The organism is Shewanella sp. LC6 (genome assembly GCF_006385735.2).
Lineage (GTDB): Bacteria > Pseudomonadota > Gammaproteobacteria > Enterobacterales > Shewanellaceae > Shewanella > Shewanella xiamenensis.
On sequence record NZ_CP043902.1, the window covers coordinates 4390357 to 4411841 of the forward strand.

General features: G+C 46.8%; 19 protein-coding genes. All 19 read right to left on the reverse strand.

Going from position 1 to position 21485, the window contains the following annotated elements:
- Positions 1–30: 30 nt before the first annotated feature.
- A complete protein-coding gene (locus tag FJD32_RS19655; protein WP_088586171.1) occupies positions 31–834 on the reverse strand; it encodes a DUF1338 domain-containing protein in 804 nt (267 codons plus the stop codon).
- A 164-nt stretch (positions 835–998) separates the two neighbouring features.
- Positions 999–2462, reverse strand: a complete 1464-nt coding sequence (astD, locus tag FJD32_RS19660; RefSeq protein ID WP_088586172.1) for a succinylglutamate-semialdehyde dehydrogenase — start codon at positions 2460–2462, stop codon at positions 999–1001.
- Positions 2463–2471: 9 nt separating this feature from the next.
- Positions 2472–3491 carry an arginine N-succinyltransferase gene (astA, locus tag FJD32_RS19665; RefSeq protein ID WP_037414161.1) on the reverse strand — a complete coding sequence of 340 codons (1020 nt, stop codon included), beginning with the start codon at positions 3489–3491 and terminating at the stop codon, positions 2472–2474.
- Positions 3492–3616: 125 nt separating this feature from the next.
- The gene (locus FJD32_RS19670) at positions 3617–4834 is read right to left on the reverse strand and encodes an aspartate aminotransferase family protein (RefSeq protein ID WP_088586173.1); all 1218 of its coding nucleotides are present in this window, start codon (positions 4832–4834) and stop codon (positions 3617–3619) included.
- Between the two features lie 308 nt (positions 4835–5142).
- On the reverse strand, positions 5143–6054 hold the full coding sequence (locus FJD32_RS19675; protein WP_037427002.1) for an alpha/beta hydrolase: 912 nt from the start codon (positions 6052–6054) through the stop codon (positions 5143–5145).
- A gap of 55 nt (positions 6055–6109) precedes the next feature.
- Positions 6110–7255 carry an HDOD domain-containing protein gene (locus FJD32_RS19680; RefSeq protein ID WP_037414167.1) on the reverse strand — a complete coding sequence of 382 codons (1146 nt, stop codon included), beginning with the start codon at positions 7253–7255 and terminating at the stop codon, positions 6110–6112.
- A gap of 199 nt (positions 7256–7454) precedes the next feature.
- Positions 7455–9935 (reverse strand): prolyl oligopeptidase family serine peptidase, encoded by a 2481-nt coding sequence (locus FJD32_RS19685; protein WP_088586174.1) that lies wholly within the window; start codon positions 9933–9935, stop codon positions 7455–7457.
- A 175-nt stretch (positions 9936–10110) separates the two neighbouring features.
- The gene (locus tag FJD32_RS19690; RefSeq protein ID WP_069453620.1) at positions 10111–10686 is read right to left on the reverse strand and encodes an aminodeoxychorismate/anthranilate synthase component II; all 576 of its coding nucleotides are present in this window, start codon (positions 10684–10686) and stop codon (positions 10111–10113) included.
- Positions 10687–10841: 155 nt separating this feature from the next.
- Positions 10842–11279 (reverse strand): ClpXP protease specificity-enhancing factor, encoded by a 438-nt coding sequence (locus FJD32_RS19695; protein WP_037414173.1) that lies wholly within the window; start codon positions 11277–11279, stop codon positions 10842–10844.
- The gene (gene sspA / locus FJD32_RS19700; RefSeq protein ID WP_037414175.1) at positions 11279–11908 is read right to left on the reverse strand and encodes a stringent starvation protein SspA; all 630 of its coding nucleotides are present in this window, start codon (positions 11906–11908) and stop codon (positions 11279–11281) included. The genes FJD32_RS19695 and sspA overlap by 1 nt, the downstream gene beginning before the upstream one ends.
- Before the next feature lie 96 nt (positions 11909–12004).
- Positions 12005–12703 (reverse strand): cytochrome c1, encoded by a 699-nt coding sequence (locus tag FJD32_RS19705; protein ID WP_069453621.1) that lies wholly within the window; start codon positions 12701–12703, stop codon positions 12005–12007.
- Positions 12703–13917, reverse strand: coding sequence for a cytochrome bc complex cytochrome b subunit (locus FJD32_RS19710; protein ID WP_011715793.1), 1215 nt, complete (start codon positions 13915–13917; stop codon positions 12703–12705). The genes FJD32_RS19705 and FJD32_RS19710 overlap by 1 nt, the downstream gene beginning before the upstream one ends.
- Complete coding sequence (petA, locus tag FJD32_RS19715; protein ID WP_037414180.1) at positions 13917–14507, reverse strand: ubiquinol-cytochrome c reductase iron-sulfur subunit; 591 nt, start codon at positions 14505–14507, stop codon at positions 13917–13919. The genes FJD32_RS19710 and petA overlap by 1 nt, the downstream gene beginning before the upstream one ends.
- A 370-nt stretch (positions 14508–14877) precedes the next feature.
- Positions 14878–15771: a protease modulator HflC gene (gene hflC / locus FJD32_RS19720; protein ID WP_037414182.1), complete on the reverse strand. Its 894-nt coding sequence runs from the start codon at positions 15769–15771 to the stop codon at positions 14878–14880.
- A gap of 3 nt (positions 15772–15774) precedes the next feature.
- Positions 15775–16920, reverse strand: coding sequence for an FtsH protease activity modulator HflK (gene hflK / locus FJD32_RS19725; protein WP_037414184.1), 1146 nt, complete (start codon positions 16918–16920; stop codon positions 15775–15777).
- A 36-nt stretch (positions 16921–16956) separates the two neighbouring features.
- Entirely contained in the window at positions 16957–18264 is a 1308-nt protein-coding gene (gene hflX / locus FJD32_RS19730) for a ribosome rescue GTPase HflX (RefSeq protein WP_047539763.1), read from the reverse strand.
- A gap of 23 nt (positions 18265–18287) precedes the next feature.
- Positions 18288–18560 (reverse strand): RNA chaperone Hfq, encoded by a 273-nt coding sequence (gene hfq / locus FJD32_RS19735; RefSeq protein WP_011070934.1) that lies wholly within the window; start codon positions 18558–18560, stop codon positions 18288–18290.
- A gap of 92 nt (positions 18561–18652) precedes the next feature.
- On the reverse strand, positions 18653–19579 hold the full coding sequence (gene miaA / locus FJD32_RS19740; RefSeq protein WP_082389612.1) for a tRNA (adenosine(37)-N6)-dimethylallyltransferase MiaA: 927 nt from the start codon (positions 19577–19579) through the stop codon (positions 18653–18655).
- Positions 19572–21482, reverse strand: coding sequence for a DNA mismatch repair endonuclease MutL (gene mutL, locus FJD32_RS19745; RefSeq protein ID WP_088586176.1), 1911 nt, complete (start codon positions 21480–21482; stop codon positions 19572–19574). The genes miaA and mutL overlap by 8 nt, the downstream gene beginning before the upstream one ends.
- Positions 21483–21485 lie beyond the last annotated feature (3 nt).

Below are 21485 nucleotides of genomic sequence, written 5' to 3' on the forward strand. Positions count from 1 at the left end.
TTGAGATTAAGTCAGCAACAACCTAATTCATTAGGCTTTTTTCGCGTTGGTGCTCTCAAAAATCTTATCGGCTGATGCGGCCACGAATCCCGTATACAGCTCACCATTCGCCTTTGGATAACGCAGGGCAAACTCATAAAAGCAGCTTGGGATCTCAACCGTTGCATCGCTAAATGCCACAGCGATTTTATCGGCCATAGTCGATGATTGCTCCAGTAACACCTCTGGTGAACCTTTGATTTCGCCACCTGAGCTATTGAGCACAAAGCCCGCTTGCTTAAGCGCCTCATTCACAGATTCTAATGTCTCGAAGCCCTCAAGGTGGTTGATAGAGACTGTAAAATGATTGGCGCGGTAGCCAAAGGCTGCGACCCAAGCCGCATATTCACTCTCTTCGAGCAGCGTCTCGTAGGTTTTAGCATCCAGCGTCCAATGACGACCCGAATAGATAAAGTTATCCGCTTTCGTCGCTTGCTCATCCACTTGGGCAATTAAGCTTTGGATAGTGCTTTGCAGTGCTGGGCTAAACTCTTCGACCAATAGCTCAGAAATAAACACCTTAGGCTGAGTCGCATCTGGATGTTCAAAATGCTTTGCTACCAGTTTTTTCTGTTCAAACTTATAGTCACCGCAGGCCACATAACCTAAAGAAGTAAAGTGCTCTGCTAATACGGCTAAATTCACCTTAGCGATGTTAAAAGTACGCAGAGCGATATGGTCGTTGATAATCGGCTTGCCGTGTCCAAGTAGCTCGTGCACCTTGGCCGCAGATGGGGTCATTTGAATATAGTCTTGCCAGAGGGCGGCAAATAACGCATTGATATCTGTGTGCATAAAAACTCCTTTTATTGTGCTGCGACTATAGTGAGTATTGTTTTGCCGCTCGCACTCAATGTAACGACCCTAGCCACTTGCTGCACAACGGCGCTCAGTAGCAGCCCAAGTAACGTTACTGCTTGTGATGAAAAAGGAAGAACCTAGGTTCTTCCTCAATGATGTCACTCTAAACTTAACCCTGGGCTTAAACTTGCGGGTAAGCTCACCGCATCCGCCTCAACGGAGGCAACGGGATAAGCACAGTAGTCGGCGGCATAAAATGCACTCGCCCTGTGGTTACCCGAAGCACCTACGCCACCAAAGGGCGCAGCACCCGAGGCACCAGTGATCTGCTTGTTCCAGTTCACAATCCCCGCACGAATGCGGGCAAGGAAATACTCATAATCATCACGGCTATCGGCCAAGATACCCGCAGATAAGCCATAACGGGTTTGGTTAGCCAGCTTAATCGCTTGGTCAAAATCGCTGTAGCGCACTAATTGCAGCAGTGGTCCAAAGTATTCCTCATCGGGTAACTCGCTCACCGCAGTGACATCGATAAGCCCGGGTGAGACTAAGCCTGTTCCAGCTTGCAGGTGAGTGAGTTCAACCAGTGACACGCCGCCTAAGTTCTGCAAGTTAGCCTGCGCCGCCACCATACCTTTCGCTGCGCCTTCGGAAATCATTGAGCCCATAAATGGTTGTGGCTGCGCGTTCCAAGGACCGACTTTAATCTGCTTCACCGCTTCAACCAGCTTGGCGACCAAGGCATCGCCCTGCTCGCCTTGCTCAACATAGAGCCTGCGGGCACAGGTACAACGCTGGCCTGATGAAATATAGGCCGATTGCAGAATATCGTGCACCGCCGCTTTAATATCGGCGACGCCTTTAATAATCAGCGGGTTATTACCGCCCATTTCTAAGGCGAGGATCTTACCCGGATGACCCGCATATTGCTGGTGCAACAGGTGACCAGTGCGAGAGCTACCAGTAAAGAATAGGCCGTCGAGTTGTGGGTGCGACGCCAGCGCTTTACCCGTATCGACTTCACCTTGGACTAAGTTGATTACACCCGCGGGCAGACCCGCTTTTTCCCAGAGAGAGACCATTAACTCGGCCACTTTAGGCGTCAATTCAGAGGGCTTAAACACCACGGTATTGCCCGCAAGCAATGCTGGCACTATATGACCATTGGGTAAATGCCCAGGGAAGTTATAGGGCCCAAACACAGCAACCACACCGTGAGGCTTATGGCGTAGCACGGCGCGCCCTGCTGGCGTGTCATTGGCTTCAGTGCCGGTGCGCTTGTTATAAGCCGTTGCCGACAGGCCAATCTTACCAATCATGGCAGCAACTTCTGTCGCCGTTTCCCACTGGGGTTTACCGGTTTCCTGAGCGATCGTTTCGGCTAATTCGGCTTTGTTCGCTTCGAGTTGGCTACGATAAGCTTCAACTATCTTTAGACGCGCATCAAAACCTAACATAAACCAATCGAACTGAGCTTCACGGGCGGCATCGACGGCAGCGTTGACTTGATCGGCTGTCGCCGTTTGGCCGCGCCAAATAATTTCGCCATTTGCTGGGTTGCTAGAGGTCACATCATGACCCTTGCCAGCGTGCCACTGGCCTTTAATAAAATGTGTCATTTGCTATTCCTACATTGCCAAAATACGGATTTGATCGCCTTTTGCGAGTAACAAACCTTCGGCGAGTTCTGGGCTAATTACCACCTGCTCAGCTTTATCATCAACGCAGAGATAAGCTGCGGTCGCTCTGTAATTGGCTAATTGAGTGTTAGAGATAATAAATTGCTTATCGGATTCTGGCATATCACCAATTTCGACCGTCAGTAGACGGCTTTCACGCACAGCACGAATATCGGTTAAACGGCACTCGACCGTTGGGCCACCATCGAAAATATCCACATAACCGCGGCATCTAAAACCTTCGGCCTGCAGCAAGCTTAGGGCCGGACGCGTATTAGTGTGTACTTCGCCGATCACTTTTTGCGCTTCTTCTGGCAGCAGGCAAACATACACAGGGTTACGGGGCATCATCTCCGCCATAAAGGCTTTTTTACCTAAGCCAGACAGGTAGTCAGCTTGAATAAAATCAATGCCTAAAAAGTTTTTTTGCAACCAACCATAGAAGGGAGAATGACCATCTGCATCACTCACACCACGCATTTCAGCAATCACAGTTTCGCCAAAGCGTTTGGCATGCTGCGCCAAAAACAGAAAACGGCTGCGGGATAACATGCGGCCATTATTCCCCTTACGATAAGGCTCCCGTAAAAACAGGGTACAAAGCTCAGCGGCGCCGGTGTAATCGTGACAAAGGGTTAAGGTTTCCACCTCGTTGCGAACTTCAATTTGCTCAGAATGGTACACCTCAGTTCCGAGGCGATAATGGTAGAAGGCATCTTCCATACCGACTGCGGCTTCAATCGCGCAGGTGCCGACCACTTCACGGGTCGCGGTATCCTCGAGCACCATTAAGTAACCTTCATCAAAGGGCTTATCGACAACTTTGGCAAAAGAGGCTTCAGCACGGGCAATTTTATGCCGAAGCAAATCGGCATTGACTGGCAATGAGGTAAAACCATGACCAGACTCTTCGGCAATTTGGTATAGAGATTCAAAGTCGCCAGCCCGAATAGGACGTATGATTAACATCTTAGTGTCTCCTCACTTAAGCTTGCAGTGCACCAATGCGCCTATCTTCAAAAGACAGGAATGATATCTGCAAGAATTCCCTGACAAAAAAGGAGTGCGAATAAAATTCAGCACTCCTTTGGTCCTTAGGCAGCGGCGATGCTCGCCACGGCACGTTCAAAACGTGCCAGACCTTCTGCAATATCTGCCTCAGGGATCACCAGTGAAGGTGCAAAACGAACTACGTTGGCCCCCGCCATCAGGCTCATTAAGCCTTCAGCAACAGATGCCACTAAAAAGTCACGTGAACGACCTTGATATTGTTCATTAAGAACCGCCCCTAACAGTAAGCCTTTACCGCGAACTTCAGAGAAAACGTGATATTTTTCATTAATTTTGTTCAAGCCATCGCGTAATAATTGCTCGCGATGTTTCACACCATTCAAGACTTCTGGCGTGTTAACCACATCTAATACCGCGTTGCCGATAGCACAAGCTAATGGATTACCACCATAGGTTGAACCGTGAGTCCCCACTTTTAGGTGCTCAGCAATTTCCGCAGTAGTCAGCATAGCTGCAATAGGGAAACCACCGCCAAGTGCTTTAGCCGTGGTAAGAATATCCGGCACTATGTCGGTGCCCATGTAAGCATAAAGTTCACCCGTACGGCCAACACCAGTTTGTACTTCGTCGAAAATCACCAGTGCATTGTGTTTATTAGCCAGTTCACGCACCGCTTTGAGGAACGCAGGATCAGCATTAATAATACCGCCCTCACCTTGCAGCGGCTCAAGCATGATGGCGCAGGTTTTATCCGATACGGCCGCTTCTAATGCCGCAACATCGTTATAAGGTAAGTGGGTAATGCTTTGCGGTTTTGGACCAAAACCATCGGAATAGGCCGCTTGACCACCAACGCTCACGGTGAAGAAAGTACGGCCGTGGAAGGCTTTATCGAAGGCGATGATTTCATCTTTCTCTACGCCGTATTTTTCTAAAGCATAACGACGGGCTAATTTCAGTGCCGCTTCGTTGGCTTCGGCGCCAGAGTTGGCAAAATAGACACGCTCAGCAAATGTGCTATTGACTAACTTAGTGGCCAGCTCGAGTGCAGGCTCGTTGGTCATGACGTTAGACAGATGCCATAATTTTTCGCCTTGGTTTTTTAAGGCATTCACTAAGGCAGGATGACAGTGACCTAAGCAATTTACCGCGATACCGCCAGCAAAATCGATAAATTCGTTACCCTCTTGATCCCATACACGGCTGCCTTCGCCACGTACTGGGATCACGGCAGCAGGCGCATAGTTAGGCACCATAACCGCATCAAACTGGGCACGATTCAACTTCATATCAACGCTCATTCTTCTTCATCCTTTGTTTAAATGTAACGGCATCGGGAGCCGTCTGAGTCCCCAACGTATCTTTATCTTGAGTTAGTGATACAGGGTATGCTTGTGTCTATTAATAGCCATTATTAGCGAAATTGTGATCAAAATACCAGTTTTTCACAAACAACATTCACCATGCTTAAGGCCAAAGTGCATAAAGATTGCAGTTTAAGAACTATACAAGCGTTTACGCCAGAGGCATTTAGCATATTTAGTCAGAAAAAAAGTTATTTACCTCTATTTTTGCTAGCTATTCACCGAATATGAATAACTACACAATTTTAACGAATCAGCTGTGAAAGCACAAAATCCGCAATTTGTTCCCTCGCCTCAAGCGCTTCGGGCAACAGATGGAACAGGGGAAAAACATGGGGCATGTTGTGATAAAAACGCGATTCTACCGCGCCACCACTGGCCTTAACTTGCATAACCAGTCGTTCTGAGTCCTGTAAAAGCAACTCACGCGTACCGGCAATCACTAAGAGTGGTGGCAAGTCTGCCAAGTTCCCCTGTAAAGGTGAAACCCGTTCTGACATAGGATTCGCCCCAGCAAGATACGCCCCGCGCAGCCGCAATAGCGACTCAATGGTAAAGAACGGATCATCCGCGCCTAAAATCAGCTCGGTATCGCCGGTAATCGCTAAATCCAGCGCGGGTGACAACAACACACAGGCTTTAGGCATGGGCAGATGGCGCTTTTTAAGTTCGAGCAACAGACTTAAGGCTAAATTACCGCCGGCAGAATCGCCCATCAGCACTAGGTTATCGCTCCCTTTCAACTCAATTAAGTGCAGGTATGCCTCGAGTACATCGTCACAGGGCGCGGGATACGGATGCTCCGGCGCTAAACGATAATCAGGGATAAACGTATCAAGGCGACAACGTTCGCTGATATCGGCCACCAGTCTTGCGTGGGCATGGGGAGTTTTAAAACAGAATCCGCCGCCACGAATGTAAAATAGATTGCCCAAACGCGGCGTGTCATCGAGCAGCACGTAATGCAGTAGTGTGGAATGTTGTAAGGGAATTGAGGCAGTAACGAGCTTTTCAGGCCATGGCAACCAGCGCTTATCCAGCTCTAATAAACGTTGCCGTACTTGGCTTAGGGGAAGTTTGGCTTTACCTCGGCTGATCGATGGCCGTGCCACATAGGATAAAATAGTATTTAATACAGAAGCTTGCCAGCTTGGCATTTTCCGTCCTCCACATCAGTGCCGCAATTGGACACCGATGGGAACGGCGTGCAGATTACAGCAGATCCAACTTCCGATAATTTTGTGCTTTTAGGCGCAGCACTTCCTGCTCGCTGAGCTCGTAATAATCGAACATTAAGCGTTTTTCCTGCGGCTCGATTTGGCGCATCTCTTCAAGCAACAGCACCTTAGCATAACAATTCGCCCGTGCCACTAATGCGGCCGGCATCGAGAGTTCGCGGTAAGTTAAGGTTTGGTCCAACTCTTTAAGCAATTGAGTTAATGGACTCTGTTCAAACTTAAGTAACTCTAATAGTTGCCAATTAAGCTTATGTCCATGGGCTAACACTTGCTCAAAAACCACTTTAGCAGGGAATTCGGTGGCAATTACAGCATCGTACACTTCTTTATCTCGACTCGAGCTTGCCTCACGGATCCAATTGCCCCAAGTTTTATCAAATAAACGCGCACTAAGACTCAGCACGACTGAAGTGCCCAACTGATTCATTAATGCACCACTATAGACGAGTGCTGAGTCAGTATTATGAAGCTGCGCTAACGCATTCGCTGCTATTCCGCTGACAATGCTATAGCGCCACAACTTGCGGGTGGTCCAGAGTAACTTAGCGTTGCCACTGGGCAGCCAATTACGCAGGCAAAAATAAGGAATAATAGTGCGCAGGTTTTCGATGCCAATGTAATTCATCACTAATTTGATATCGGTGACGCGTACATCGGAACTCTGCGGGCGGCGCGCCCGAAATGCAGGACTATTAACCATATTGGTTAAATCGCGGCATAACCAGCTTAAATTGCTGATTAAAGGTCTTAATCTTGTGGCATCAAGATTTTTAGCCAGCAGTAATTCAAGTAACAGGAGTTGCGATTCGTTAATATCCGACTTGGCTAGCACTAACTCAGGGGAAGCTAATTGATGCTCAATAGCATTATTCACTGTGTCAATAAGTTGCTTTGAAATGGCCTCAAATACTTCTCGAGCTTGAATTTGTTTAAGTAGCCGTGACAGTATCGCCTCTCGCTCTACATCGAGTTTATTAGCATCAGCCTCAAGCTCTTGGTCTAAATCATCCAATAGAGTAGGACTGGCTTTTTGTTTACCGAGAATAAGTTGCTGATAGAGCCTATGTTCTATCTCTAAAATTTTGCCAGGTCTGACGCCGCCCGCTACCGATATCGCCACAGTTTACCTTTCCTATCTCGCCCGTGCTAAGTGGCGCGCATACGCTAAAATCGTTAAAAACATTGCAATTTCAGCATATAGGTTACCTCTTGGCAATAAGCAAACAAGTGACTATTTTACAATCCTGATTAGATTCACTCGCGCCGAAATCCACGCAACAAAAAGGCCTCATATTGAGGCCTTAATACTTTCGCGAGATTTACTTAAGCTCTTGTTCAAAGAGTTTGTAAATACGGCGATATTCGTCTAACCAGCTCGATGGCTGACGGAAGCCGTGGGGCTCAACCGGATAAATCGCCGTTTCGAACATCGGTTTTTCCAGCTCGATAAGATGCTGCACCATGCGCACGCTATCTTGGAAAAACACGTTATCATCCATCACGCCACTCATGATCAGTAATGGCTTAGTCAAGCCTTGGGCATGTTCAATAGGCGAGCTACGCTCATAGGCGATAGGGTCAACATCCGGCGTGTTTAAAATATTGGAGGTGTATGGCGCGTTGTAATGTGCCCAATCCGCCACAGGGCGCAGTGCAGCGCCTGCTTGGAATAATTCCGGCTCAGTAAACAAGGACATAAAGGTTAAGAAACCGCCGTAAGAACCGCCATAGGTACCGACGCGCTTAATATCCACGTTGGCATTTTGGCCCATCCAAGTCACGCCATCTTTTAAATCTTCGACTTCAGGATGCCCCATATTGCGATAAATCGCCGTGCGCCAATCGCGACCATAGCCTTTAGAACCACGATAATCCATGTCCATCACCACATAGCCTTGTTGGGTCAGTAGGTTGTGGAACATAAACTCACGGAAGTAACCACTGAAACCATAATCGGCATTTTGTAAGTAACCTGCGCCATGGTTAAAGATAACGGCAGGATATTTTTCGGCGCGGGATTTGTCGTATCCCTGCGGCAAATAAACCCGCGCATACACTTGGCCAGCGCCATGATTAGAAGGTACGGCTACCACTTCGGGCGCTTGCCATGGATATTGCTTAAAGGCATCGCTGGTGTATGACGTGAGCTGTTTTAACTCACCGCCAATCGGTTGAACATACAGCTCATTCGGCTCTGTACGGCGAGAGGCATTCAGCAGCAACTTAGTGCCATCGGGGCTTAAGCTGTAATCTAAGTTACCGTCCCACTGAGTTAATTGCTCGTTTTTGCCCGAGGCGATATTCACACGGTGAACATTGTAAATACCAGGGTGGCTTTGGTTAGCCTTGTAGTAGATGTAGTTTGCATCGGGCGATAGGGTAATATCACTCACCACAAACTTACCTTGAGTCAAAGCGCGGGGCTTTTCGCCACGAGCCTTGATATAAAGCTGGGAATAACCTGTTTCTTCAGAGAGATAGTACAGACTGTCAGTACCGGGTAACCAGCCAAATTGGTTATAGTCGTAGTTCACCCAAGCATCATCATGCAGGCGATGCTCGGTGATAAACTTGCCCTTTGCCAGATCGACACTGGCAATCCAACGATCTTTGTTATCGGTCGCTTCGACCATCACCGCCAATTTGTTCTCAGACTCATGCCATTGAATCGCGCTTTGAGTCCAGCCCCAATCCTGCATCAGCTGGATTTTACGTGGAGCCTTAGTACTTTGATATGACTCACCTTTTGCTTTAGCGTTTTCACTCTTAACCTGAGCTAAAACGTCTTCATCGAAGCCAGTTAAGCCTTCGATAGTCACATCGATCTGTTTATGCTCATTGAGGTCTAACACCAAAAAGCGCTGTCCTGGTGGATTATCTTCCGCGACACGGGCACGCACGGGCACAGGGTCGATATAGCCTTCGCTACCGAGGTAGTTTGGCATGATGTCGTGTTCACTGCTGCCGGTGTAATTTTTATCGGTTAGGGCTACAAACAGATAGCGACCGTCTGGCGACAGACTTAGCTCAGACACCACCTCGGCATCACCTAGATACCAAGTGTTAGCGGCGAGGGTCGGATCGCTCTTTTGCAGCTCGTTCTTAAACTGTTCTTTGGCTTTGGCATTTTCCTGCTGCAACGCCACATATTGAATGAGTCTGTGCTGCTGCTTGGCTAAGTAGCTGCTGGGTTCTTTCACACCTTCAGGCGCTTTCGCCATTTTGATTTCAGCCAACTGCTCCACTAATCCACTGTCTTGATGGATTTGGAAAACATTATCCCCTTGCCAATAGGCGATATCGCCATTGTTAAGGTAACGCAGGCCACTGATGGCAGTGCGCTGGCGGGTAAGCTGGGTGATTTTGCCAGAGCTTAAATGCTTAACAAAAATATTGCCTTGGTAGAGATACGCCTTGTTAGCTTTAGTGCTATCGAACACACCAAACTGTTGATCAGCCGCATGTAGCTTATCGATGGCCAGTTCAACGGCGCGGCTGTCATTAATGCCCTGCTGATAATAATTCCGTAATGGCGATGCACTGGGTTGGCGCGCAAAGAAAACGCTCTGACTGTCATCGCTCCAGTAGGCTTCCTTAGCGAAAATCCCCATCCAATCGGGGTTCGCCATAATTTGATTCAGCGTAAGCGGTTGTGAAACTTGGGGAGGCTGAGCTAAAGGGACTTGATAAGCCTGTGGTGTGGTCGCGGGAGTTGCCGTTTCGGTTGAGGTGGCGGCGCAACTCGTCAATACCGCAACGGCTAACGCACTTAAACCCAAATTTCGCATTACGCTGTTCATTTGTCCTTCCTTTTATTGTTATCGCAGCCCTAGTTACACTTTGGAGCTAACTCCATGAGTACGTGAGCAGGCATCGTTTTGCGGCAGTTATATCACACTTGAGCGACATATTTGCTTAAATGAAGGAGAAATCTTGTAACAAAGAGTAGAGCAAAATCGATTTTTTGGATTCAACCTAAGCCGATTGAGATAAGAAATTTGCCAACAATTCATGCCCTTGTTCGGTCAGAATCGACTCGGGGTGAAATTGCACACCAAAGAGCGGCAACTCTTTATGACTCATCGCCATAATTTCGCGTCCATGGCTCGGGTCATCAAACCAAGCATCCAGCACAAAACCGTCAGGTATGGTATCAACCAGTAATGAATGGTAGCGAGTTACCGTTAATGGTTGGTTTAACCCTTTAAACAGGCGCTCACCAGTATGGGTAATCTCGCTAACTTTACCGTGCATCACCCGCTGTGCTCGCACAACTTTGGCCCCAAACACCTGCGCCATGGCTTGATGTCCTAAGCACACGCCAAGGATCGGTAAACGAGTAGCAAAATGCTCAATTGCTGCCAAGGAAATCCCCGCTTCGTTGGGTGAGCAAGGGCCAGGAGAGATGACTAAATGACTCGGCGATAACACCTCGATTTCCGCTAAGCTGATTTCATCATTGCGTTTAACCACGATCTCTTGCCCTAACTGCTGAAAATACTGCACTAAGTTAAAGGTAAAAGAGTCGTAATTGTCGATCATTAGCAACATACAAAATCCATTGGCTCAAATGGGAAGTCGATGCACTCCACGGCTGAAATGCGGCGCAAATGCTACCACAGCACCAGCTTGGGATTAAGCATTAAAAAAACAAAAAGCCAGTCAATTGACTGGCTTTCCATAGTATAGATCAGAGCACAAGTAACTTATTTGACTAAGGTTAAATGGCTACGACGCTTAGGCGGTTCATCCGTTGGTTCGGTTGGCTTGTCTTTTGTCTCAATGATAGACAAGGCCGATTCGGCTTCCTCTTCGACTAAGTACGCATCTTCAATATCGAAGACAGTCCCAGCGCCATTTTCACGAGCGTAAATGGCCACAATCGAAGCCATTGGCAATAATACCTGCTGAGGTACACCACCAAAACGCGCATTGAACTCCACAAATTCATTACCAATTTGCAAATTGCCCACTGCACCAGCCGCGATATTTAATACAATCTGGCCATCCTTCACATATTGCTGCGGTACTTGAGTGCCCTTGACAAAGGCATCAACCACAACGTGAGGTGTTAATTGGTTATCCATCAACCAATCGTAGTAAGCCCTGAGTAAATAAGGACGATTTGGAGTCAACGCTTTCATTACATACCCATGCGCATTTCGCGTTCAGCTTCAGTCAACGAAGCTTTAAAAGATTCACGCTCAAAAATACGTGTCATGTAAGCTTTGATGTCTTTTGCTACGCGGCTGTCTAACTCAATACCCAATACAGGCAAACGCCATAATAATGGGCCGAGGTAACAATCCGCTAAACCAAATTCTTCACTCATAAAGTAAGGCATTTCAGCAAATACTGGCGCGATTGACAGTAAACTTTCAGTCAGCTCTTTACGAGCAGCCTCTGCGCGGTCACCTTTACGAATACGTGCGACGAGTGAGTACCAATCAGTATCGATACGATGCATCATCAAGCGGCTTTGACCACGAGATACAGGGTAAACAGGCATCAAAGGTGGATGAGGGAAACGCTCATCCAAGTATTCCATAATGATACGTGACTCATAGAGTACGAGCTCACGGTCTAATAAAGTAGGTACTGAGTTATAAGGATTTACTTCGAGTAAATCCTCTGGCATTTCATTAGGGTCGACCTGTAAAACATCAACAGTAACCCCTTTCTCAGCTAACACGATACGGACTTGATGGCTATAAAGATCATCAGCACCTGAAAACAGTGTCATGACAGAGCGTTTGTTGGCAGCAACAGCCATTGATACCCTCCAGAGTCGAAATAAAACAAAAGTAAACGAGGGGCAAAGCCCCCCGTTTACACTATGCGGATACTATATTTTACCCGTTATTGGTGCCTAGTGTACATCTTTCCAATACTCTTTCTTCAAGAGGTAGGCCACAATAAAGAATATAAACAGGAATCCGAGCACCCACCAACCTAAAGCTTGACGCTCTAACTTAACAGGTTCAGCTGAATAAACTAAGAAACCAGTGATATCACGTACCGCTTGGTCATACTCTTCAGCATTTAACTTACCACCAGAAACCACAATTGTACCATCTTCTTGCTTAACAGGCGTGCCTTGCAGTTCTTCAAGAACATGTGGCATACCCACAGAAGGGAATACAGTGTTGTTTACGCCAAATGGGCGGCTTGGATCTTTGTAGAAGCCTTTGAGGTATGAAAACACCCAATCTTCGCCACGAACACGTGCGACTAAGGTTAAGTCTGGTGGTGTTGCACCGAACCACTTAGCCGCATCTTTATGTGGAATTGCGTTTTGCATCAGCTCACCGATTTTGGCATCGGTAAACATGTACTTGCTACGCATATCATCGGCAGAAATACCGAGATCATTCGCCACACGCTCATAGCGTTGATACTGAGTGCTGTGACAACCAGAGCAATAGTGTTGGAACATGTCCAGACCACGCTCTAAAGAAGCTTTATCATGCAGATCAACATTGGCTTTTTCTAAATGTACATTGTGTCCACTCGCGGCCATCGCCAGCGTCGGGATCAATGTAACTAATGCAATCAGTAATTTTTTCATTAGTGTGTCAACCTCGCTGGAACAGGCTTAGTTTTCTCATTTTTGCTGTATAACCACAGTAATAAGAAGTAGCCGAAATACGTCACAGTGAAGATACGTGCAACAATAGTCAGCTCTGGTGTTGCAGGTACAGCGCCTAAATAACCTAAGACGATGAACGATACAGCGAACTGAGCGATGTTCAACTTGTGCAGCGTGCTGCGGTAGCGAATTGACTTCACTTTACAACGGTCTAACCAAGGCAATACGAACAGTACTGCAATCGACAGCCCCATCATTACCACACCGCCCAATTTATCGGGAACAGCACGTAAGATGGCGTAGAAAGGTGTAAAGTACCATACTGGTGCAATGTGCTCCGGTGTCTTCATTGGGTTAGCCGCTTCAAAGTTTGGCTTCTCAAGGAAGTAACCACCGCCTTCAGGGATGAAGAACAGTACGTAACAGAACACGATCAGGAAGCCTGCAACGCCCATAATATCTTTAACTGTGTAGTATGGGTGGAATGGAATGCCATCAACTGGCCAGCCATTCTCGTCTTTGTTCTTCTTGATTTCGATACCGTCTGGGTTGTTTGAACCCACTTCGTGCAGAGCGATTAAGTGTAAGAACACTAAAACCACTAACACTAATGGCAGTGCGATAACGTGCAGAGCAAAGAAACGGTTCAGTGTGGCGCCAGAGATCACGTAGTCACCACGGATCCATAGAGTTAAGTCATCACCGATAACAGGGATAGCACCGAACAGAGAAATAATTACCTGCGCACCCCAGTAAGACATTTGTCCCCATGGCAACAAGTAACCCATAAAGGCTTCAGCCATCAGCACGAGGAAAATCAACATACCGAATAGCCACAGCAGTTCTCTAGGCTTTTGATATGAACCGTAAATCAGACCACGGAACATATGTAAGTAGATCACCACAAAGAACGCAGACGCACCCGTTGAGTGCATATAACGCAATAACCAGCCGTACTCTACGTCACGCATGATGTATTCAACAGAGGCGAAAGCACCTTCTGCTGTGGGTACATAGTTCATCGTTAACCAGATACCCGTCAGTAATTGGTTAACCAATACCAACATCGCTAGCGAACCAAAAAAGTACCAAAAGTTAAAGTTAGTTGGCGTAGCATACTGACCCACATGGCGATTATACGTCGCCGTCATTGGGATCCGAGCATCAATCCAATTAATTAAATTCTTAACCATTACGCCACTCCTTTATCTACACCGATGATAACAGTGCCATCATCAACATATTGATGTGGAGGGATAACTAGGTTCAATGGAGCTGGAACGCCTTGGAACACGCGGCCCGCCATATCGAACTTAGAACCATGACATGGGCAGAAGAAACCAGAAGTCACACCTTGAACTTGCTCAGCAAATGAATCTGGCAAATAAGTGGGTGAACATCCTAGGTGGGTACAAATACCGACAGCAATAAAATACTCTGGCTTGATTGAGCGCAGAGGATTTGTTGCATATTCAGGCTGCTGCATTTCAGCAGACGCTGGATCTCTTAACTTATCGTCGTGTGTTGGCAGTTCATTGATCACAGCTTCAGTGCGACGAACAACCCATACAGGTTTTCCTCGCCATTCAACACGGATCAGCTGACCTGGCTCTACTTTACTGATATTTACTTCGACCGGTGCACCTGCAGCTTTCGCTTTGGCACTCGGATTCCATGACTTGATGAAAGGAACCGCTACAGCGACGGCACCAGCACCACCTACTACGGCGGTTGCGGCTGTCAGGAATCTGCGACGTCCGGTATCGACTGGCGCATTGCTCATCCACTTATCTCCCAGAGGGTGTTGGAATTTTTATATTTCAAAGACTTTTTGCCTCTTAGTTATCACCATGGGCAAAAATCGAAGTTTGAAGCGGGGCTCATTATAGCTAAAAATTAGAAGCAGATCATAGTGAAAACACGCAAGTAAGTTAGGGAGATTGCGAGTTTTTTAAAAAAAGGGCAAAAAAAGTACAGCTGTTAAGCAATTTTAATCGTTTTGAACTGTTTTTTGAGCATATTGACTGTGTGATAGGCATAAACAATGCATTGCTAATGTAATTTTAGCGCTCACTTTGTCACTTACTGTTTTCATTTAGGATAAAAAAATGGGCCCCAGTGATTGGGGCCCATTCTGAACGATTTAGCATCGCTTATTTCTTAGTAGCACTACTCTTCATGTATTTGAAGAATTCGCTATCTGGCTCTAACACCATAACGTCTGAACTTCCGGAGAAGCTCGCACGATAAGCATCTAAACTACGCAAAAAGCTAAAAAATTCAGGATCTTTGTTATAAGCATCCGAATAAATTTTTGCAGCTAATGCATCACCTTCACCACGAATGGTTAAGGCTTTACGCTCTGCTTCCGCAATTTTAACAGTAACATTGGCATCAATCGTAGCGCGAATAATTTCAGATTGCTCTTTACCTTGAGCACGGTGCTCTTTAGCCACAGCTTGACGCTCAGCGCGCATACGTTGGTAAATACTGTTACTCACGTTTGCGGGTAGGTTGATCTGCTTAACACGCACGTCAACAACCTCAATACCTAAATCTTTAGCACTCTCAGCAGCATTCGCTAACGCGTTATTTTGTAACTCATCACGCTGCCCAGAAACGATCTCTTTGATCGTACGACGACCAAACTCGGTACGTAAATCGTTGTTGATCTTACGTTGCAGTAAGGTCTCAGCATTCGATTTAATCCCCCCATTAGTAGAGAGGTAGTATTTTTCGAAATCAAAAATACGCCACTTCACATAGGAGTCGACCATTAAGTCTTTTTTCTCAGAGGTGACGAAACGATCTGCAGCACCATCTAAGGTTTGGATACGCGCATCAAGCAACTTCACTTTATCGATCACAGGCACTTTAAAGTGTAAACCTGGGCCGAAAACACGTGTTACTTGTTTGCCATCAACTTTATCTTTAACGATTTCGCCAAAGCGCGCCACAATCGCACGTTCGCCTTCGTTAACCACCATCACAGATGACAAACCAATGCCTAATATAACGGCGATCAGAACAATACTTAATCTACCCATGAATTACTCCCTCCCCTGGCGAGCACGTTCCTCGCGAGATGGGCGTTCACTCAAAGGCTCACCAATGCGTGTCGTTGAAATAGATGAAGAATTGACATTCTGTTGAGGTTTAGGCTCAACGTCTGGCATAGTCGCAGGCTTCTCTTTCATTAACTTGTCTAGTGGCAGATACATTAAATTGCCGTTGTTTTTAGCATCGATAATGACTTTGTTAGTGTCAGTCATCACCTGTTGCATTGCATCGAGATACAAACGCTTACGGGTCACTTCAGGCGCAGCTTGGTATTCAGGTAAGAGCAACTCGAAACGAGCCACTTTACCGCGCGCCTCTAAAATTTCACGTTCTTTATAAGCATTAGCTTGTTGCGCCATGCGCTCGACTTCACCACGTGCTTTCGGTTCAATCTCACGGGCATAGGCTTCAGCCTCACGAATAAAGCGTTGTTCGTCTTCTTGCGCTGAAATGGCATCGTCGAATGCATCTTTCACTTCTTCAGGCGGACGCGCTGGCAAGAAGTTAACGTCAACAATAGCCAAGCCCAACTTGTACGGCTCAAGAATGCGTTCTAATTCTTTCCAAGTATCGCGACGAATAGCATCACGGCCTGTGGTCAGAATATCGTCCATCTTGTTGTGACCAATGACATAGCGCAGCGCACTGTCAGTGGCTTCACGTAAACTGGCATTGGCGTCTACCGCACTAAAAAGATAGGCATACGCATCAGAAATACGATATTGCACGTCTAGCTCAACCTTCACGACGTTTTCATCAGAAGTTAGCATGCTGCCAGATGATGGCACAGAGCGAACTGATTGCACGTCAACAGGATAAATTTCATCGATAAACGTTGGTTTCCAGTGAAGACCCGGTCCCACCTCACCATTATGTTGACCAAAACGCAACGCTACGCCCCGCTCGGCTTCTTTAATGGTGTACAAACCCGAAAGTCCCCAAACAACAAAAGCGATGGCAAGAATGATGATTAAGCTAAAGGAACTAAAGTTTTGGCCAGAAGAGCCATTACCTTTGCCGCCAAAGCGTTTTGAAAGATTACGAAAAACCTCATCAAGGTCCGGTGGTCCTTTGTCGTTACCACCTTTATTTCCCCAAGGATCATTACCCTTGTTACCGGGCTCGTTCCAAGCCATTTAGCACTCCATAAGTGGATGAAATAAATTAGATTATTAACAAACAGCCTTTTCTATCGACGCATCGTAGATAAAGGTTTCTAACTCACCCTGACTCTGTTTAGCTAATCGGCGCCAATCGGCATCCGATAAACGAACAGACAAAATACAGTTCCCCAGATCGTCGTACTCTTTCTGCTGTATCGCATCCAGTCGATAAAACTGGCCAAGATAATGTCCAGCAGTTGCCGGAATCTTAAGTGTAAACTCATGAATAACTTCACCAATTAACTCAGTGATCGCCTTCAAGAGCAGATCAAACCCCAAACGCTTTTGTGCCGAAACCCAGACTCGTACAGGCTTACCGCGTTCATCATATTCGATACGCGGCGTAACATCTTCAAGCAAGTCAATTTTATTGCAAACAATCAATTGCATCACTTTATCAGCATCGATATCTTTAAGCACTGATTGCACTTGCTCAAAATTATCCGCCATATTTTCATCTGCACAATCAACAATATGCAGTAACAAATCTGCTTGACGCGTCTCTTGTAATGTTGCTTTAAATGCAGCAACGAGATCATGTGGCAAATGACGAATAAAACCTACAGTGTCCGCTAAAATTACGGCACCGTCGGGTAGATCTAACTTTCTCAATGTAGGGTCAAGAGTCGCAAATAGCTGGTCAGCTGCATAAACATCAGATGAGGTTAAGGCATTAAACAGCGTCGACTTGCCCGCGTTGGTATAACCCACTAATGAGACGGTTGGCATGTCACTACGCTTACGGGCGCGGCGACTCTGCTCACGTTGTTTATCAACACGCTCTAAGCGTTTGTTGATATTTTTAATGCGCCCCCGAAGCAAGCGCCTATCTGTTTCGAGTTGGGTTTCCCCTGGGCCACGTAAACCAATACCACCCTTTTGGCGCTCAAGGTGAGTCCAACCACGCACTAGGCGAGTCGACATGTGGCGCAATTGCGCTAGCTCCACTTGCAGCTTACCTTCATGAGTCCGAGCTCTTTGGGCGAAAATATCTAAGATCAGTGATGTCCTGTCCAATACTCGGCACTGACATACCTGTTCAAGATTTCGCTCCTGAGCTGGACTCAAGGCGTGATTGAAAATAACCACATTAGCCTCGGTGGCTGCCACTAAGGCGGCTAACTCCTCGGCTTTACCAGAACCAATAAAAAACTTACGGTCTGGTGAGCGTCGACTTCCAGTAATGACCCCGACTGAGCGTGCTCCAGCTGATTCGACTAATAGCTGTAACTCCACTAAGTCTTCTCGGCGTTCCTCATCGGAAAAGTCGATATGGACAAGAACCGCTGTTTCTCCCGCCTCATAACGATCAAACAAGAAGCAAACTCCTTAACTAAACTTTATTCGCCACTTGGCATATCGTCTTGCGCGCCATAACCGCCCTGGGCATTTTGATGGCCAGCAACGTTAAATGGACGAGCAGGAACCACAGTAGAAATAGCGTGTTTGTAAACCATTTGGCTCACTGTGTTTTTCAACAGAATGACAAACTGATCAAACGACTCTACCTGTCCTTGGAGTTTAATGCCGTTTACCAAGTAAATAGATACAGGAACGCGCTCGCGGCGTAGTGCGTTCAAAAATGGGTCTTGTAAAGATTGCCCCTTAGCCATTTTATTATTTCCTTTTTAATTTATATAAAAATAAATCGATATCAGTGAAGTTTTTTGTTTAGTTTTAGTATTATACAGCAAGGGCTAATAAGCTAGCGGCATTGACGCATAAGTGTAACTAAATTCCCCTCAGCACCACTTTCCAGCCAATTCAACTCTGGCCAACTACGCAACCATGTTAATTGACGCTTAGCTAATTGCCTAGTAGCGGCAACGGCTTTTTCGACCATAGTATCATAGTCAAATTCACCATCGAGATATTGCCAACATTGTCGATATCCCACGCAACGCATTGAGGGTAAATCTAAATGCAAGTCACCTCTCGCTTTAAGCTGGACGACTTCATCAATAAAGCCTTGCTCTAACATTATGCGAAAACGCTGCCCGATTAACGCATGCAACACTTTACGCTCTCGCGGTGCAATGGCAAATTGCACCACATCATAGGGTAAAGGAGTCGACTTGGTCATTGTTAACTCAGTCAAACTCTTACCGCTTATTCTATAGACTTCTAACGCTCTTGAAAGCCTTTGTGGATCATTAGGATGAATTCTTTCTGCAGAGACGGGATCTATCTCCCTCAATTGCTCGTGCAGCGCTTCCCATCCGTTTGTATCCGCCTCGGCTTGAATATCGGCGCGAATAGCCTCATCAGCACTGGGTAGCGGCGATAATCCCTCTAATAGAGCCTTAAAATACATCATGGTTCCGCCCACTAATAAAGGGGTCTTGCCCATGCTGATAATCTGTTCAATCTCGCGCAGCGCATCGGCTCTAAAATCGGCAGCCGAATAACTTTCACTCGGATCGCGAATATCAATCAAACGATGCGGACCTCGCGCTAATTCCTCGGCAGAGGGCTTAGCACTGCCGATATCCATGCCGCGATAGATTAATGCTGAATCAACCGAGATAATTTCGCAATTATGCTTTTCGGCTAATTCAAGAGCTAAAGCCGTTTTTCCTGACGCCGTTGGCCCCATCAAAAAAACCACTTTAGGCTGTAATTCTTTATTCAATTGCTTGCTCTTCTAGCCACGATTGCCAAGGTAAGGATACTGCTTTACTGGCAATTTGCTGTCTTTTATCTTCCGTTAACTGGCAATAAGCGGCCCAAATATCGGGTGCCGAGATAAATCCAGTTAGGCTCTGCTCTGCCAGCCATAACGCTAATGCATTGGGTGCTGGCGCTTCAAAACGTAGCGATTGTAACCACTCAGGAATGATCTTCGCTAACTGACAGTCCCTCAGATATGGGGGCACTTTTTTAATAATCAACTGCTGGTAACGAATTGTTAGCTCTAAACCAAGTTGACGGATAAGTGTTGCATGCTCTTCGAGTAACGCTGCCCAATCAGGATCAGCGGCGACCGATACTGGCATCAATAAAGGCTGCCCAATCAACCCTGTCGCCAGTTTTATTTCAATCTCATGGCTACGGACTGCTAATGCTGCAGACTCAATACGTAATAAACTTAATTTTGGCCCATCACTAAATACCCAAAATTGTCCATCGAGTATCGATGGCATAGGTAAAACAGCTTGATAAGCCTTGTCCTGTACGCTGTAAGATGGGGTCTCCAGTAATGCACCATAACTGGCAATCGCTGTCTTAGAAGGCAGCTCAGCTCTTGCACGGCTTTCTCCAGCCGAACTACTGCGTGACTCCCTAGGTACCGCCATGCTTCCATAGGCATTGCTCTGTACCATAGTCCCCGCCCGTACGGTGGCAATATCTCGAGCACGAGACTCACCAATAGCCGTATCGACTTGACTCCCTAGATAATTTTCAGGTTGAGGAGTATTAGTCCAAGCTAAGTTAGCTTTCGGAGATTGCAGCTCGAAGGCAGTATGTTCAGACTTGGGTTCTGAAACATCATCCTCCACTTGGGGCGAACCAAGCTCGACAGGATGTTCAAAACTAAGCTCTCCCGCTTCTTCTAAGGCCGATTGCAGTGCCTGCAAAATATAATCATGCACATAACGGCTTTGATGGAATCGCACTTCATGTTTTGCTGGATGCACGTTCACATCCACCTGATGAGGATCGATATCCAGCATCAGCACATAGCCGGGTTGTTCTACTTCGGCCTTTTGTGCAAATGCTTGACGTACCGCATGATTGACTAAACGATCGCGCACTAGACGGCCATTCACATAAAAGTAATGAGTATCGGTCTGCACGGTTGACCAAGGCGATTGCAGATAACCACTTAAACGTAAATCATCGTGTTGACATTCGATTCGAAGTGCTTGTTCGGCAAACGGCCGGCCCGCAACCTGGGTCAGTCGTTGTAAATATTGTGACTCATTCATCGCAGGGCGATAGTTGCGCACGGTTTTACCATTGTGTATCAGGGTAAAATGGATATCCCCCCGCACCAAAGCAATTCGCTTTAACCATTCATCAATATGAGTAAATTCGGTTTTGTCACTTTTTAAAAAGCGTCGACGCGCCGGAGTATTAAAAAATAGATCAACGACTTCAATGGTTGAACCCACCGGATGCGCCGCAGGCATGACTTTAACAGCCATATCGACGCCTTCAGCGTAAGCTCGCCACGCTTCGGTTTGCTCAGCAGTGCGCGACGTTAAGGTTAAACGGGAGACGGAGCTGATACTTGCTAAAGCCTCACCGCGAAAGCCAAAGCTGAGGATAGCTTCAAGATCGTCAAGGGAATGCAGTTTCGAGGTGGCATGGCGCGACAACGCCAAGGCTAATTCATCCTTTGGGATCCCCGAACCATTGTCACGGATCTTAATCAGCTTACTGCCGCCCTTATCGATTTCGATATCGATACGGGTTGCGCCAGCATCTAAGCTGTTCTCAACGAGTTCTTTCACCACTGAGGCAGGTCTTTCGACAACTTCGCCAGCGGCGATTTGGTTCGCCAATTGCGGTGGAAGGATCTGGATCCCCATAGA